Annotated in this window: 16 protein-coding genes; 9 read left to right on the top strand and 7 right to left on the bottom strand. The window is 62.9% G+C overall.

The annotated features are described in order from the left end of the window. Nucleotides 1-47 precede the first annotated feature (47 nt). The 6 genes from MQW23_RS18640 to MQW23_RS18665 form a co-directional block, all read right to left on the bottom strand. Nucleotides 48-332: a YeaC family protein gene (locus MQW23_RS18640; RefSeq protein WP_252109725.1), complete on the bottom strand. Its 285-nt coding sequence runs from the start codon at nt 330-332 to the stop codon at nt 48-50. A gap of 24 nt (nt 333-356) precedes the next feature. Next, nucleotides 357-1208: a rhomboid family intramembrane serine protease gene (locus MQW23_RS18645; protein WP_252109726.1), complete on the bottom strand. Its 852-nt coding sequence runs from the start codon at nt 1206-1208 to the stop codon at nt 357-359. A gap of 220 nt (nt 1209-1428) precedes the next feature. Further along, complete coding sequence (locus tag MQW23_RS18650) at nt 1429-2394, bottom strand: metallophosphoesterase (protein WP_252109727.1); 966 nt, start codon at nt 2392-2394, stop codon at nt 1429-1431. Continuing rightward, nucleotides 2394-3323, bottom strand: coding sequence for an NAD(+) kinase (locus MQW23_RS18655; protein ID WP_252109728.1), 930 nt, complete (start codon nt 3321-3323; stop codon nt 2394-2396). The genes MQW23_RS18650 and MQW23_RS18655 overlap by 1 nt, the downstream gene beginning before the upstream one ends. A 120-nt stretch (nt 3324-3443) precedes the next feature. Beyond that, the gene (locus MQW23_RS18660) at nt 3444-4325 is read right to left on the bottom strand and encodes a carboxylate/amino acid/amine transporter (protein ID WP_252109729.1); all 882 of its coding nucleotides are present in this window, start codon (nt 4323-4325) and stop codon (nt 3444-3446) included. Between the two features lie 100 nt (nt 4326-4425). Continuing rightward, nucleotides 4426-5013, bottom strand: a complete 588-nt coding sequence (locus tag MQW23_RS18665; RefSeq protein ID WP_252109730.1) for a YqaE/Pmp3 family membrane protein — start codon at nt 5011-5013, stop codon at nt 4426-4428. Nucleotides 5014-5344: 331 nt separating this feature from the next. On the opposite strand from MQW23_RS18665, the gene MQW23_RS18670 reads away from it, so the two are divergent. From MQW23_RS18670 to MQW23_RS18690, 5 genes are all read left to right on the top strand, one after another. Continuing rightward, nucleotides 5345-5704, top strand: coding sequence for a hypothetical protein (locus MQW23_RS18670; RefSeq protein ID WP_252109731.1), 360 nt, complete (start codon nt 5345-5347; stop codon nt 5702-5704). A 25-nt stretch (nt 5705-5729) separates the two neighbouring features. After that, complete coding sequence (locus MQW23_RS18675) at nt 5730-6575, top strand: helix-turn-helix domain-containing protein (RefSeq protein ID WP_252109732.1); 846 nt, start codon at nt 5730-5732, stop codon at nt 6573-6575. 174 nt (nt 6576-6749) lie between these two features. Then, a complete protein-coding gene (putA, locus tag MQW23_RS18680; RefSeq protein WP_252109733.1) occupies nt 6750-9941 on the top strand; it encodes a bifunctional proline dehydrogenase/L-glutamate gamma-semialdehyde dehydrogenase PutA in 3192 nt (1063 codons plus the stop codon). Between the two features lie 151 nt (nt 9942-10092). Continuing rightward, complete coding sequence (putP, locus tag MQW23_RS18685) at nt 10093-11583, top strand: sodium/proline symporter PutP (RefSeq protein ID WP_252109734.1); 1491 nt, start codon at nt 10093-10095, stop codon at nt 11581-11583. 155 nt (nt 11584-11738) lie between these two features. After that, entirely contained in the window at nt 11739-12377 is a 639-nt protein-coding gene (locus MQW23_RS18690) for an OmpW/AlkL family protein (RefSeq protein ID WP_252109735.1), read from the top strand. Between the two features lie 123 nt (nt 12378-12500). Here the strand turns inward: MQW23_RS18690 and MQW23_RS18695 are convergent, their stop codons facing one another. Then, nucleotides 12501-12833, bottom strand: coding sequence for a YqcC family protein (locus MQW23_RS18695; protein ID WP_252109736.1), 333 nt, complete (start codon nt 12831-12833; stop codon nt 12501-12503). A 288-nt stretch (nt 12834-13121) separates the two neighbouring features. Here MQW23_RS18695 and MQW23_RS18700 point away from each other — a divergent pair, with 288 nt between their 5' ends. The 4 genes from MQW23_RS18700 (at nt 13122) to MQW23_RS18715 (ending at nt 16215) form a co-directional block, all read left to right on the top strand. Further along, nucleotides 13122-14156, top strand: coding sequence for a DUF3549 family protein (locus MQW23_RS18700; RefSeq protein ID WP_252109737.1), 1035 nt, complete (start codon nt 13122-13124; stop codon nt 14154-14156). Nucleotides 14157-14292: 136 nt separating this feature from the next. Next, a complete protein-coding gene (locus tag MQW23_RS18705) occupies nt 14293-14733 on the top strand; it encodes an ATP-dependent zinc protease family protein (RefSeq protein WP_252109738.1) in 441 nt (146 codons plus the stop codon). Nucleotides 14734-14771: 38 nt separating this feature from the next. Beyond that, complete coding sequence (gene rimK / locus MQW23_RS18710; protein ID WP_252109739.1) at nt 14772-15680, top strand: 30S ribosomal protein S6--L-glutamate ligase; 909 nt, start codon at nt 14772-14774, stop codon at nt 15678-15680. A gap of 88 nt (nt 15681-15768) precedes the next feature. Then, a complete protein-coding gene (locus MQW23_RS18715) occupies nt 15769-16215 on the top strand; it encodes a hypothetical protein (protein ID WP_252109740.1) in 447 nt (148 codons plus the stop codon). Nucleotides 16216-16229 lie beyond the last annotated feature (14 nt).

Here is a 16229-nt window from a genome sequence, read left to right on the forward strand (position 1 = left end):
AATGGCCGGCCACGTTTGGCGCGGCGCTTGTCTCGCTTGCGAACAGATCAGTCACCCGAGACGTCCCGGCCCAGGCCCGCCATCTCCGGCGATACCCCGGCGCCGGTGGCGCCGGCGCCGCAGGTGCGCCGCTCGAGATAGCCCACCCGGTTCTCGTCGGGCACGTTGTTTTCGATTTCAAAACGAATTACCGCCTCGAGACACAGCTCGGTCTGCTCGGCGGTCAAAAAGCGGCCGTCCGGCCATTTGCGCAGCGCAACCGCCTGCTTGAGGCTTTCGTAAATGCTCGGGGTCATTTGGCTGATCATGCGCTCAAAGCTCATATCGTTCATACAGGGCTCCAGTCGTATCAAGGGTCAGGGCGTGGGCCGTGGACGTTTGGCGCAATAGTACCAGCCCGAGGCGAGGCCCACGAGTAGCCCGCCCAGGTGCGCCTCGTTGGCCACGTTGCCAAAGCCCACCCACTCGGCAAGCGAGGTCATGGTGAACACCATCCACCCCAGCATGAACACCACCAGCATCTGGGGCACGAAAAAGCCGCTTTCGGGGCGCTTTCGTGAGACGAGCCAAACGTGGCCCAACAGCGCATACACCACCCCGGACATGCCGCCAAAAAGCACCGTGCCGGTGGCGTACTGGGCCAGATTCGAGCCGATACCCGCCACCAGCAGCAGCGCGACCATCACGCGGCTGCCCTGAAGCGCCTCGATTTGACGACCGAAGTACCATACCCACATCAGGTTGAAGATCAGGTGCATCAGGCTGAAGTGCAAAAACGCCGGCGTCAGAAGCCGCCACAACTGCCCACCGGTCAGCGTCTCTATCAGGCTTTGGGCAACGAGCTGGCCGTTGACCACGCCGACCGGCACGATGGTCAGGGCCGTGAGCACGCCATCGCCCAAAGTGTTCATGAGCGCGAAGACTAAAACGCTCAAACCGATGATCAAGGAGGTTACCGGCAGGCGGCGTAACAGCGTGGCGCCATGAGTGCGCTGGGCGCTTTGGGGGCGCGGGCCGGGAATCAGGGTTTCGCCCTGCTGCCAGCGGCGCACCAGCGCGGTCAGCTCGGTTTTCTGGCGGGGGTCGGCGAGCCACAGCGTTAGGCCTTCCGGCTCTTCGGTGATGCGGTGACCAATCCGGTAGTGCCAAAGCGCCTGGCGCAGCTCGCGCGTGTCGGCATCAGTGGGTAATAGCATGACGGGGTGCATGACACCTCCCTTGGGGATAAACGATCGGCTGCTCGGCGCGGCTACTTTACTTCAAGCATAAAAAAACCGGCGGAGGGGGCCGCCGGCTTAAAGCAAGGGATCATTCAAGGGAACACTTACTCTGATAGCCTGCGGCGGGGTTAGTTCAGCCATTTTCAAAAAAAGATGTTACCGAATGTATCCGCTCATGACCTGACATAGAAAGCGCCGCGTAACCCGCTCAAATGCGGCTATCTTCTTCGCGATGAACGTCGACCCAAACGAAACGGTCGGCGCTCAATTCGCGCTCGCCGTCGAAACGGTAAGCCACCAGCCGCCCATACTTCACCGCGCTGTAATCCAGACACGCAATGTTGCGCGCGGGCAGCGCCGGAATCCCCTCGCACCAGTAGTGGCCGATGAATAGCGCCCGCTGCTCGGTATCATAATAGCCGAGCCCTTCGCGCTCGGCCTCGCTCAGCGGCCGGGTTTCCAGGTGATCGGGCAGGTTGTCCGGCTGAAACACCACGTCGCCCCAGCGCTTGGGGTTGGCGGCCCAGAAGTGGGCGCGAAAGCTTTTGCGCGTAAAGCCGTCGCCGGAGTGAATCGCCACGCCGTCGGGCAGCGCAATGCTCGGCCCGCGGGTGAGCCGGTCGACGATGGCAAACGCCTCGGTGGACGAATCGGCCGACTCCTCGAGCAGCTCGTCGGTCAGACACGCGTTGGGCGAACGCTTCTTGAGCGCCTCGATCAGCGCCGCGTCCCAACAGGCGTGCACCACGCGAAAGTCGTCGAACTCCAAAAACAGCGGCAGCGTCTTGAACCAGGCGAGCGTGTCCTCCCACTCGTTGGTGTGGTCGCGGTACTGATAGAGCGTGTCGGCAATGATGCGGTTGTGGCGCGGCGAGTGCTCGCGCAGCCAGCGTCGGTCGCTTCCCTTCGGAGCGGGATGAGTATAGGCCAGGGCGTGGTGCTCGTGATTGCCCATCACGATATAGGCCTCGCCTTCGTCGACCATGCGCCGGGCGATCTGTACCGCCAAGCGAATACGCGGGCCGCGGTCGATCAAATCGCCTAGAAAGACGGCCTTGCGCGTCGGGTGACGGTACACCCCGGCGCGCTGTTCGTAACCCAGCTTTTCGAGCAGCGCCGAGAGCGTCGCCCCGCAGCCGTGGACGTCGCCAATGAGATCGTACCCTTGGCTCATCAATCCCCCAGCCGATGACTCCAGCCCAGCTTGCTGCGCAGGATGTCGTAAAAATTGTGCCCCAGCGGGTGAACCAGTTGAACGCGGGCGGGCTTGCGGGTGATCACCAGCACATCGTCGGGCTTGGCCACCGCCCGGGTCTGGCCGTCGCAGCTGATATGCGGGTAGGTGTGGTTGGTTTCGCCGATATGAATACGGATTTCGCTCGCCGCGTCGATCACGATCGGCCGGCTCGAAAGCGTGTGGGGAAACATCGGTACCAGCGTCACGACATCGAGTTTGGGATGCATGATCGGCCCGCCGCCGGAGAGCGCGTAGGCCGTCGAGCCGGTCGGTGTGGCAACGATCAGCCCGTCGCTTCGCTGGCTGTAGACGAAGCGGCCGTCGACGAAGAGCTCGAATTCGATCATGCGCACCGCCTTGCCCGGGTGCACCACCACTTCGTTGAGCGCGTCGCCCTTACCCACCGCCACGCCGTTGCGGTAGAGCACGGCGTCGAGCAAAAAGCGCTCTTCGACCTCGAACTGACCCGCCAGCACCTCGCCGACCCGGGCTTCAAGCTCGTCCGGGGAGATATCGGTGAGAAAGCCCAGCCGCCCACGGTTGACGCCCAGAATCAGGGTGCCGCTTTGGCACAGCGAGCGCGCCGCGCCCAGAAGGCTTCCGTCGCCGCCAACCACGATCACCAGGTCGCAGCGCTCGCCGAGCACGCGACGGCTGGTTTCCGGCTGGCCGTGATCGGGAATCATCGTGGCGGTGCGGTCCTCGACCAGCACGCGATAGTCGTGTTCGACCAGATACGTCACCAGCCGCGAAAGCGAATCGACTACCTTGTCGCTGCCGAGCCGGCCGATCAGGCCGATCGTATTGAACGGTCTTTCGACCGTCGCATTAGTCGTGCAGGAAGTGCTGGTTGGCGTGGTGGGCATGGGGGGCTCTCACTGTCGTTATCGCCCATTATGAAGACCCGCCCGCACGCGGGCAAATCCGGCGCCTTGTTTATCCGATACTTACCGGCCGTCAGGCTCGAATAGCGAACGCTAGTCGGCTCAGGCGCGCTCGGGCGTGCCGGTAGGCCGGCGACGCTTGAGCCACCACTGATTGAGCCAGAGCGAGGCGACGATGATCAGCCCGCCAAGTGCCAGCCGCCCAAGCTCCGCGTCGCGGTTCCAGATCACCAGGTTGACGATCAGTCCCGCCGGGACCAGCGCGTTGTTCATGATCGCAAGCGTGCCCGCATCGACCCGGGTCGCGCCCTGGTTCCAGGCGAAGTAGCCAACGCCCGAGGCCGCAAGCCCGAGCCAGGCGAGTACGCCCCATTGAAGCGTCGTGGTGGGAAGGGCCGCCGCGTCGCCGAAAAGCAAAAAGACGGGAAGCGCGACGATCAGCGCGCCGATGAAGAACCAGCCAAACACGTGGTGCCAGGCAAGCGACTGCGACTGCCTGGCGGCTAGCCGGCGATACCCCACCTGGCCGATCGCAAAGCTCAAATTCGCGCCCTGCACCACCAAAAAACCGAGCCAGAAGTCGCTGTCCACGCCCTGGTAGCGAATCACCGCCGCGCCGATCACCGCAAGCGTAGCGGTAACCAGGTAGATCGGCGTAAAGCGTCGAAAGAGCAGGTCGTCGAGCAGCGCGATATAGATTGGCGTGAGCACGGTAAACAGCACCACCTCGGGCACCGAGAGCAGCAAAAAGGAGTGGTAGAGAAAGGTGTACATGACGCCGAGCTGAAGCGCCCCCAGCGCCATCAGCGTGAAGCGGTCGCGCCAGTTCAAGAGTTTAGGGCGCAAAAACGGCAAAAACACGAGCAGCGCCAGTGACACCCGCACTAGCACGGCGAAGTAGCTATCCACCTGCCCGGCCAGGTAGACGCCGATCAGCGAAAACGAAAACGCCCAAAGCGCCGTAACGCCAACGAGATACCCCATAGTCAACCTCATGAATCATTAAAAGTTGACGGGATTATACGGCGCTCTGGATAAAGGTAAAGCCTGGTATTCGACGCGCGGCGCCCGGCACAAGCGCTCGTCAGCGGCGAAGCACCCAGGCCAGCGCGTAGATGGCGCCGGGCAGCCAGCCCAAAAGCGTTAGCGCCAGCGCGATCACTACGCGCTTGGCACCGCCGCCGGCAAGCCCGATACCCAGCGGCGGCAGCAGCACCGCCAGCGCCGCGTAGGCGCCCTTGAGCCCGGCGGGCTCCTCGATGGGGGCTTTAGCGGGGTCGCTTGCTGGCGATTTGACGTCAGGCGTCGGCGCCGCCGCTTTTTCGGGCTCAGCGGGTTCGGGGGTGAAGTGCTCGACGGCGGATGGCCTGGCGGGCGCGCTCGCCGCTTCGCGCTCGAGCGGTGCATGTTGCGCTTTTTTCTCGCGGCGCTCGCGCTCGACGGCCTTGCGGTGCGCCTCCTTATCTATTTTCTGCTCGAGGGTATCGGCGTCGTCCGCCAGGTCCTCGTGGTAGCGCTCCCAGTCTTCCCAATCGTGGGGCGTGCCGGATTTGGGCCGCCCGTCGCCGGCGCCCCTGGCCCGCGCCCAGGCTTTCTCTTCCAGCGTATTGGGCCGGTCCGGGTCGCGCTCGACGCCAACGCCTTTACGGTTCATGTATTCGCGGGCATCCATAGTCGGCTCCACTCTTGTGTCAATTGGGTCAATACCGGCGCCTTACCGCTTTTAGGGCGAGCGCCTGATCAATGCAGACCGGTCAAAATAGCAGTAGTATAGGCAAGCCAAAAAAAACCGCTGCCAGAAGGCAGCGGAAGCAAGGGATCGAAAAAGAAGCCAGTACAACACTTCTAGCGGCTACTGTCGCAAGGATGCGGTCGTAGCGAAGGCTATAACGCGTTGCCTGTACACTATCTGACAGCGATTTGGTAAAAAGTTCTCAACGGTGCAAAATTTTCTGCCTGCAAACGGGCGATGACCGCGTTCGAACCGGTAAGGAGCACGAGTAATGGCGCTTTATTTATTGGTGCTTGGCGTTTGTTTGCTGGTGATCGGTTCGGTACTGATCATTTTGATGACGACCAGTACCCCGCGCTATCGCACCGAGCCCAAGGATTTGCTCGCGCTATTCGACAAGGCGCTAGAAAGCCGGGTCAGCGAAACCGAGTGGAACGCCATGATCGGCTACCCCATTCGTCACGACGAGTATCTCGACGGCGTGCGCCGCCGGGCGTCACAGCTCATGGAAGAGTACGGCCGGCGCTGGCAGATTGCCCAGGGCAAGCCGCTGCTCAACGCGGCGGGCCAGCAGGAGCTTCAAGCACTGCGCGATCATCTGGCCGCGCACACTGCCCTTCGCCAACGCTAACGTCCCGCTTCGCGAGGAGTCGTCAATGCTTAGCACCATTCGCCAACTGCCGCTTTCGAGCGCGGTCAAGAGCCACGCTCACGACTTCCACCAGATCGTGATTACGCTCTGCGGCTCCTCGACCTTTGAAATCGAGGGCCTCGGCGGGCGGGTCAACGCGTTTTCGGGGTGTCTTGTGCCCGCCAATCATGAGCACTACTACTCGGGCCAAGGCTACAACCGTCAGCTCATCTTCGATATTCCCGATGACGCCCCGGCGCTGACCGGCGAGCACCGCGAACTGATCGCGCTGTTCGACGCGCCGCGTTTTTTCGCCCTCGACGGCGCGCTTCGCCACTACCTGGCCTTCGTCGAAAGCGAACTCGATCACGGCTTTTATGGCCAAGCACTGGCGCAGCAACCCGACCGGGTCGTCGCGACCCTGCTCGGCGCCTTGAAAGCGCGCCTGGCCACTCCACTGCCCGCCTCGCGCCGCCAGCTGGATTTGGCACCGATCGACCGCTTCATCACCGCAAGGCTCGCCGAGCCCTTGAAGGTGGCGGACCTCGCCCGGCTTGCGTGTCTGAGCGAGGCCCACTTCTCGGCGCGCTTTCGCACCCAAACCGGGCTTTCGCCCTGGCAGTACGTTCGTCAAAAGCGCCTGAGCGCGGCGCGCGAACTGGTCGCCCAGAGCCGGCTGGCGCTTGCCGATATCGCCGTGCAAACCGGCTTTGCCAACCAAAGCGCGCTTTCACACGCCTTTCGCCGGCGTTACGGCTGTTCGCCACGAGCGCTGCGCAATCAGCTGAGTACGCCTGCGCCCGGCTCGGCGGCGCCCGGCGCGGCGTCTGTCGGTGCCTCACCTCACGCCACGCTCGACGGATGGCGATAAGCCAACGACACTGAGCCCAGAGCGTCATGTCAGCGACACGACGCCGCGCTTTCCGTGAAATCGACACGTTTTGGCGCGAAACTGACATACACCCACTCGCCCAGCGCTCTACATTCGAGCGTCATCGGGCGTACCGCTCGGCCGTTTTCCACCTACCAACTCCCGGGGGCCAAAATGCTCAACGCCAAAAAAATGCGCGACCCTGCCGTGTGGCAAATCGATCTCGATTCGCTTTTGAAGACCGTAAGCGATCATTACATCGTCGATGAAGACCACTACGTTGCCGAGTTGATCAAGGTGCTGGACGCCGGGCGCGAGGATTTCGAACGTATCGGCGCCAACACCGCCGAGCTTGTGCGCGACGTGCGTAAAATGGACACCGCCGTCGATACCATCGACGAGCTGCTACAGCAGTACAGTCTGGATACCCACGAGGGCCTGATGCTGATGTGTCTGGCCGAGGCGATGCTGCGCATTCCGGACAAGGCCACGGCGGACGCGCTGATCGAGGACAAGCTGGGCCCGGCGGACTGGCAGTCCCACGTCGGCAAGAGCGAGTCCTGGATGGTCAACGCCTCGACCTGGGGGCTATTGATGACTGGTCGCGTGCTCAAGCTCGACCACCCGCGCGAAGGCCAGCCGGCGAACTTCATCAACCGCCTGGTCAACCGCATGGGCGAGCCGGTGATTCGCCGCGCCATGGTCGAGGCGATGAAGATCATGGGCAAGCAGTTCGTGCTCGGGCGCGACATCGATGAAGCGCTCAAACGCTCGAAGCCGCTGTTCAACAAGGGCTACACCTACTCCTACGACATGCTGGGCGAGGCCGCGCGTACCCGCGACGATGCCAAGCGCTACTATGACGACTATGCCAAGGCCATCGAAGCCGTCGGCAAGACCTCCCAGCGCCTGGATGCCAAAACGCCGAAGCCGTCGGTGTCGATCAAGCTCTCCGCGCTGCACCCGCGCTACGAATTCGGCCGCCGCGAGCAAGTGCTCGCCGAGCTCGTCGATACCGTGGTCAAGCTGGTCCGCCGCGCCCGCGAGCTCGACGTGGCGCTGACCATCGACGCCGAAGAAGTCGATCGCCTGGAGATTTCGCTCGAGGTGTTCCGCGCCATTTACGAAAGCGACGCTGCTCGCGGCTGGGGCCATTTCGGCCTCGTGGTTCAGGCCTACTCCAAGCGCGCGCTGCCGGTGCTGCACTACCTGAACCGGCTGGCCGACGAGCAGGGCGACGAGATTCCGCTTCGCTTGGTGAAAGGCGCCTACTGGGACAGCGAGATCAAGGAGTCGCAGCAGCTCGGCGTCGACGGCTACCCGGTCTACACCCGCAAGGCGTGCACTGACGTGGCGTACCTGGCCTGCGCGCAGTTTCTGCTTAGTGACGACACCAAGGGGCGCATCTTTCCGCAGTTCGCCACCCATAACGCCCACACAGTGACCGCGATCGTCGAGCTCGCCAACGTCGGCAGCCGGGCTTTCGAGTTCCAGCGCCTGCACGGCATGGGCGAGGCGCTTTACGACGCCGCCCTCACCCGCGCCCCACAAGGCACGTACTGCCGCATCTACGCCCCGGTCGGTGCCCACAAGGACCTGCTGCCTTACCTGGTGCGCAGGCTTCTGGAAAACGGCGCCAACTCGTCGTTCGTGCACCAGCTCGTCGACCCGGACGTGCCGGTGGAGTGGCTTTGCCAGCACCCGGTGGAAACGCTCAAGCAGTACGATACCTATACCAATACCCGCATTCCCGCCCCGCGCGACATCTATGGCCCGAAGCGTAAGAACTCGCGCGGCGTTAACCTGAATATCCGAAGCCATCATGATCCGCTCAAGGAGAAGATGGCCGCGTTCATGGATAAGCAGTACACGGTCAAGCCGCTGCTGGCCTTCGACATCGAAGACGACGCCGCCGCGACCCACAGGGTCAAGGTGCCCTTCGATCGCTCACTGAGCGTGGGTAGCGTGCAGTGGACGAGCAAGGAGCAGGCGGCCAAGGCGCTGGACGCCGCCTGGGCGGCGTTCCCGCGTTGGGACGATACGCCGGTTGCCGAGCGCGCCGCGATGTTGCGCCGACTGGCGGATCTCATGGAAGAGCACATGCCGGAACTGATGACGCTATGCTCGCGTGAAGGCGGCAAGCTTCTGACCGACGGCGTCGACGAGATCAAGGAAGCGGTGGATTTCTGCCGCTACTACGCCATGCGCGCCGAGGAGTCCTTTGGTGAAGTAATCGAGCTGCCTGGCCCGACCGGCGAGTCCAACCGCCTGACCATGGGCGGCAAGGGCGTGTTCGCCGCGATTAGCCCGTGGAACTTCCCGGTGGCGATCTTCTGTGGCCAGATCGTCGCCGCCGCGGTCGCCGGCAACACGGTGCTCGCCAAGCCCGCCGAGCAGACCTCGATCATTGCCCACCGCGTCGTCGAGCTCATGCACGAGGCCGGCATCCCGCGCGACGTGGTGCAGCTTCTGCCCGGCGACGGCCCAACCGTGGGCAGCGTGCTGAGCGGCGACCCGCGCATTACCGGCGTGGTCTTCACCGGCGGCACCGACACCGCGCAGTTGATCAACCGCTCGCTCGCCGCCCGCGAAAACGCGCCGCTGCCGACGCTGATCGCCGAAACCGGCGGCATGAACGCGATGATCGTGGACTCCAGCGCGCTGCCGGAGCAAGTAGTGGTCGACGTGATCCAGTCCGCTTTTCAGAGCGCCGGCCAGCGCTGTTCGGCGCTGCGCGTTCTCTACCTGCAGGACGATATCGCCGATCGGGTCATCGAGATTCTCAAAGGCGCGATGAACGAGCTGCGCATCGGCGACCCGCGCGAACTTGGTACCGACGTTGGCCCGGTGATCGACGAAGACGCCCGCGAAGGGCTGATGGCGCACATCGAGAAACTCAAGGGCGAGAACCGCCTGGTCGCCGAAACGCCGATAGCGGCTCAGTACACCCAAAACGGCACTTTCGTGGCGCCGGTGGCCTTCACCATCGACAGCATTGAGGCGCTCGAGCGCGAGCAATTCGGCCCGGTGCTGCACATCGTGCGCTATAAAGCCCGCGACATCGAAAAGGTGATCGATACCATCAACGCCCGCGGCTACGGGCTCACCTTCGGCGTGCACAGCCGTAACGAGTCGTTCGCCGCCCACGTCGCCAAGCGTATTCGCGTCGGCAACGTCTATATCAACCGCAACATCATCGGCGCGGTGGTGGGCGTGCAGCCCTTCGGCGGCCAGGGGCTTTCCGGCACCGGCCCGAAGGCGGGCGGCCCGCACTACCTGCAGCGCTTCGTGACCGAGAAAACCGTCACCAACAACACGGCGGCGCTGGGAGGCAACGCGTCGCTGCTGGCATTGGGTGACGAGTAACGTGTGATGAATAGCGCGTGATGAATAAAAACCTTGACCTTCACCCCCTCAGGGGGTGAAGTAAAATTGACCGCTCGGCCGGCGAATCGCTTTAGAGTCGATAACAATAAGCCGCGCCGATCTTTTGTTGGTATGAAAAAGGGGAACTTCCATGGCTATTGGCGTTTGGATCAGTCTTTTCGCTTATTTTGCGCTAATGGTGGGCATCGGGCTCTACGCCATGCGCACCTCGACCTCCACCTCCGAGGATTACGTGCTCGGCGGGCGAACCTTGAGTCCGAAAGTGGCCGCGCTCTCCGCCGGCGCCTCGGACATGAGCGGCTGGTTGCTGCTGGGCCTTCCCGGCGCGATGTTCGTCTCCGGGCTGGGCTCGGCCTGGATCGGCATCGGGCTGTTCGTAGGGGCGTTTTTCAACTGGCTACTGGTGGCACCGCGGCTGCGTGAGCAGACCGTGCACTACGGCAACGCCATCACCATTCCGGCGTTTTTGGCTAATCGCTTCCCAACGCGGGCGCTGTCGCTGCGCACAGTGTCGGCGATCGTCATCGTGGTGTTTTTCGCGGTCTATACCGCGTCGGGCCTGGTCGCCGGCGGGCGGCTTTTCGAGAGCGCGTTCGCCGGGGTTATCAATCTGGGCGGGTTCAGCGATTACGGCACCGGGATCATCATCACCCTCGGCGTGGTGCTGGTCTATACCGTGGTCGGCGGCTTTCTCGCGGTCAGCCTGACCGACTTCGTGCAGGGCTGCATCATGATGCTGGCGCTGATCATCATGCCGGCGGTGGTGCTGTTTGGCGAAGGCGGCGGCGGTTTCACTCAGGCGTCGCAAACCCTCAACGAGGTTGACCCAACGCTGCTCTCTTGGACGGACGGGCTAACCTTCATCGGCTGGCTCTCTGCGGTCACCTGGGGGCTTGGCTACTTCGGCCAGCCGCACATCATCGTGCGCTTCATGGCCATTCGTAGCCTCAAGGACGTGCCGATCGCTCGTAACATCGGTATGAGCTGGATGGCGGTGTCGCTGATCGGTGCGGTATCGCTGGGTATCTTCGGGCGCGCCTACGCCATCCGTAACGGCATGGACGTGGAAAACCCGGAGACGATCTTCATCATCCTCGCGGACCTGCTTTTCCACCCGCTGATCACCGGTTTCCTCTACGCGGCGCTGCTGGCGGCGGTGATGAGTACCATTTCGAGCCAGCTGCTGGTCGCCTCGTCGTCGCTGACCGAGGACTTCTACCGGCTGTTCCTGCGCAAGGAGGCCTCCGAGAAAGAGACCGTGACCGTGGGCCGGGTGAGCGTGGCACTGGTAGGCATCGTGGCGGCGATCATCGCCTCCGATCCGGATTCTCAAGTACTGGGGCTGGTAAGTAACGCCTGGGCAGGCTTCGGTGCGGCCTTCGGCCCGCTGATTCTGCTGTCGCTGATGTGGTCGCGCACCAACGGCGCCGGCGCCATTGCCGGCATGGTGGTCGGTGCGGTGACCGTGATGCTCTGGATCACGCTGGGCTTCAACGCCGAGTTTCTGGGCGGGCCGGGCATCTACGAGATCATCCCGGGCTTCATCGCCTCGTTCATCGCGATTCTGGTGGTCAGTAGCGCCACTCGCGATGCCGGCGAGTATCGCCATATCGAACGCTAAGCGCTCAAGCGCGAACAAGGCCACCTCTTCGGGTGGCCTTTTTTGTACGCCGTCGCTTAAGTCGTTGAGCCAGATCAAAAACGCCCTCTTCCGCGAGCGTTACGCTGTGCAAACGGTGTCAACGCTAAACGTCACGTTATCATGAGGGAAGCATCATGGGTCGACTCTGGACTACCACTATCACTGCCGCCGGATTCGCCGCGGCCGCCATCGCCACCAGCAGCCCGGCGCTAGCCTATGGCCAGGGCGATTTCTTCACCCGCATCGGGGTCGCCAAGGTCGCGCCCAAGAGTGATAACGGCACGCTCGATACGGCGCTGGGCGACCTGAACGTCGACGTCGAGGACAAGTCGGGCTTCGCATTCACCCTCGGCTACCGTTTTCACGACAAGCTCGGCGTCGAACTACTGGCCGCCCTGCCCTTCGAGCACGACGTTCGCTTGAACGACGACAATATCGCCTCGACCAAGCACCTGCCACCGACACTGACACTGCAATACTACCCGCTCGGCGGAACCCAGTCGCGGGTTCAGCCCTACGTGGGCGCCGGGGTCAACTACACCCGTTTCTCCAGCGAGGAAGTGGATATCGACGGCGTAAGCCTGGATCTGGACGATAGCTGGGGCGCAGCGGGCCAGGTCGGGCTCGATTTAATCATCGACGAGCATTGGACCCTCAACGCCGCGGCCTGGTACCTGGATATCGAAAGCGACGCGACCGTGGCGGGCAGCGCGGCGGGAAGCATCGACATCGACCCGGTGGTGGTCATGGCAGGGCTTGGCTACCGCTTCTAGGGCAGAGTCCATTCAAGCGCTTGCAAAAAAGCCCGACGCTTTGCGCCGGGCTTTTGGCATGCCTGTACTTGCAAACAGATAAGCTTTTAAACAAATAGGCTTTCAAACAGACAAGCGGCGTGTCTAGCCGTCGGTCACGACCTTGTCGACGCGCTCGACCGCCTGAACGACCAGCAGTTGATCGCTTGCGCGCACCTTCTCCTGCTGAAGATAGGCGGCGACCGCCGGGGCGACCTCGCACTTTGCCGGCATCCGCGCCTTGGCCTCGACCAGCGCGTCGAGTCGTGCGATGAAGACAAAGCGTAGCCACTGCGGCAGCGACATGGTATCGACGCAAAACGGCTGGCGGCTTTCGAACGCCGTGGCGTCCGGGGTGGGCATACGCCAGAGGCCGGCCGCCTTCATCGCGGCTTCGAGCTCGCGCAGCGACTGGTGAAGCGATGGATGTACGCTCATAAGCTCCTGGGGAGTCGGTGCATGAACGTGCCATTATCGCTTTTTCACGCCCGCGTTGCCATGATGGCGAGCATCGCTTTGCCGCCGCTTTTACGGTTATCCACGGATTCACAGAAAACCTGCAAGAGGCTGTGGATAAACTATGGAAAGGTGACGAGACGCTTACGGCGATGGGCCCTGGACCAGGTTGTTCAATTTTTGATCATCAAGAGGTGTTGGCGCGCAAACTCCGGCTGACACTTGTGGCCGCTCAAGGTAGAGTGCCCCTTCGCGAAAGGAAAGGATCACATGCAAGCACTGAATACCCTGGACGAGTTCTTTGAGCGAAGCGGCGCCGTGGTGGCCATCTACCACATGGGACGACGCGTCACCGCCTGCCCAAGAGAGACACTGGCCGCTTTCGAGCGCGGTGAGCTGGCCTGGCCCGTGCCCTGGCAGGGGCAAGCGCGCTTGGCCATCGCGTTTCGCATCGGCGACATGGCCGAGCCCGCGATCTGGTTTCTCGCCTTTGCCCTCGACGAACAGGGCATGCTTTCGCCGGCTTCCCGCGACGGCTTTTTGAACCGCCTGGTGGAAACCCTGGGGCGTAACGTGGCAACCCTTGGCCAGGCCGAGGCAAGCAGCGAGCACTTCATGCAGGACAACCCGCTGGCCTTTACCCCGAGCCTGGCGTTTCAGGCCATGCTCAACGCCCGCGCCACGTTTGATCAGAATCTTCCCGCCAGCCAGCACTTCGAGCCGGTGGAGGCGTACCTGAGCGGCCAACAAGCCATCGACTGGCAGGCGTTGGGCCTTCAAGGCATTGCCGACTACACTGTGCGCAGCGATGCGCCCACTCAGCAACGCTTGGCCGACTCGATCACGGCAAACCAGTTTGAGCGCGACGTGATTCGCCCGCTCTGCCTGTGTCTGGAGCACTGCGCGCTCGACGAGCGGCTGGTAATGGCGCTGATCGAGCGCGGCGAGCGCGCTGCCAGCGAAGGCGATGTCGAAACGCTATGCGCCTGCGTCCGCGCGGTCGGCGCAAGCGAAAGCGCCGCCGTAGGGCGCTGGTATCTGGCGCTGCTCGAGGACACGGCGGCGTGTGGGCCCGACGTGCTGGCGGCGATCGCCGGGCGCGGCTGGGAGTGGCTCGAGGACGCCGAACGGCTGCCGCTGTTTCTGAACCGCCTGGCGGCGCGCGACGATACCGACTTCAACGCCGCGGTGCGCGATATCGCGTTGATTCCGCGGCTGCGGCTTCTGGTCCTCATTACGCTGCGCGATGCCCCCGAGGGCAGCGCCGTACAATCGCGGCTGGCGAACTTGGCCCCGCGCCACTAACGTTAATGAAGCCGGTCGTTAATTGAAGTCAGTCGTTCATCAAGTCAATGGTTGAAGCCAATCCGTTTTCTTAGCGATACCGGGGCCTTATTGGAATTCGACCCGGGTCTATAACCCGGGCGAGCAAGGAGTGATCGTGAAGGAACTACCTTATCAGGCGAAAGCCGTCATTGGGCGTCGCGAAATGGTGACGCTCCCGGAACTTGGCCTGCATCTTTGCTGCAAGGCCGATACCGGCGCGCGCACCTCGGCGCTTCACGCCGAGGAGATCACGACCGAAGAGGACGAACACGGCCAGCTATGGATAAGCTTCGTTACTCATAGCGGCGGCCCCACCACGCCCTCGCACCGCTATACGCTCCATTTGCACGACCGGCGCCGCGTCACCAGCTCCAACGGCCACAGCGAGTGGCGCTACGTGATTCGCACGCCGGTGGTACTGGGCGAGCTCAACTTCCCCGTCGAGCTAACGCTCACCGACCGCAGCAATATGCGCCATCCGATGCTGCTGGGTCGTCGCGCCATGCGCCGCCTGCTGGTCGCCCCCGGTGCCGCTTTTCTGCACGGCGAACCCTAAACCTGCACCTCTTATCGTGATCCGAACCGGAGTCCTGTATGCACATTGCCCTGCTTTCGCGTAACCGCAACCTCTACTCGACTCGCCGGCTCGTCGAGGCCGCCGAGGCCCGTGGCCATACCGCCCGCGTGGTCGATACCCTACGCTGCTACATGAGCATTGCTGCCCACCACCCGTCGATTCACTACAAGGGTGCCGAGATCGAGCGCTTCGATGCGGTCATTCCGCGTATCGGCGCCTCGGTCACCTTCTACGGCTGCGCGGTGCTGCGCCAGTTCGAGATGATGGGGACCTACGTGGTCAACGACTCGGTGGCGATCACCCGCTCGCGTGACAAGCTGCGCTCGCTGCAGTTGCTCTCACGCAAGGGCCTCGGGCTTCCGATCACCGGCTTTGCCCACTCGCCGGACGACATTCCCGATTTGATCACCATGGTGAAAGGCGCACCGCTGGTGATCAAACTCCTCGAAGGCACCCAGGGCATCGGCGTGGTGCTCGCCGAGACCAACCAGGCCGCGGAGTCGGTGGTGCAGGCGTTCATGGGCATGAAGGCCAACATCATGGTGCAGGAGTACATCAAGGAGGCCAAGGGCGCCGACATTCGCTGCTTCGTGATCGGCGACAAGGTGGTAGCGGCGATGAAGCGCCAGGCCGCCGAAGGCGAGTTTCGCTCCAACCTGCACCGTGGCGGTACCGCCAGCGTCATCCGCATTACGCCGGAGGAGCGCTCGACGGCAATCCGCGCCGCCAAGGCGATGGGGCTTCAGGTCGCGGGGGTGGATCTACTGCGCGCCAACCACGGCCCGGTGATCATGGAGGTCAACTCCTCGCCCGGGCTTCAGGGTATCGAAACCGCGACCGGCAAGGACATCGCCGGGCTGATCATCGAGCAAATCGAGAAAAACGCGGCGCCGTCGCGCAAGGCCCCGCCCAAGCCTAAAGGTTAAGGCATAACCGCTAAAATAATCCGCTCAAGGGGTGGCAAATCCAAGCCACCCCCGCCACAATTTGCGTCACCGAAGGAGGTAGACGCTCATGTTTCTTGATAATCGCCAAGTGGCGATGGACAGCGTGCTGGAAGCGCTGGCCGACAGTATTGACTATTTCCAGGATAACCTTGAACGCCTGCGTCCTTCGCTGCGTGACAGCCTCAAACCGTACTACGCCGCTAGGCTCAAACAGATGCGCCAGTTGCAGTCGCTTGCGCGTACCCACCTCAAGATGCTGCCTCGCGATGCCGATGTCGAACGCGACGACTTTCTGTGGCTTTGGAGTCGGCTAAAAAGCTTCGTGGGTAACGACAGCCAAGTGCTGATCAACGAGCTTTTAGAGCAGGAGCGGGTGCTGATGCAGGCGCTCTCCACGCTCTTCACCCACCCGCTGCCCGAACCGATCGAACCGGTGATCGATGCGGCAATGAAAGCGTGCCGCGAGTTGATTCGCGAGCTCTACAGCCTGCAAAAGCAGCGCGCCAAGCGCTGATCGTCGGTTTTAAA

The sequence above is a fragment of the Halomonas sp. S3-1-1 genome (assembly GCF_023757625.1).
In the GTDB taxonomy this organism is placed as follows: Bacteria; Pseudomonadota; Gammaproteobacteria; order Pseudomonadales; family Halomonadaceae; genus Vreelandella.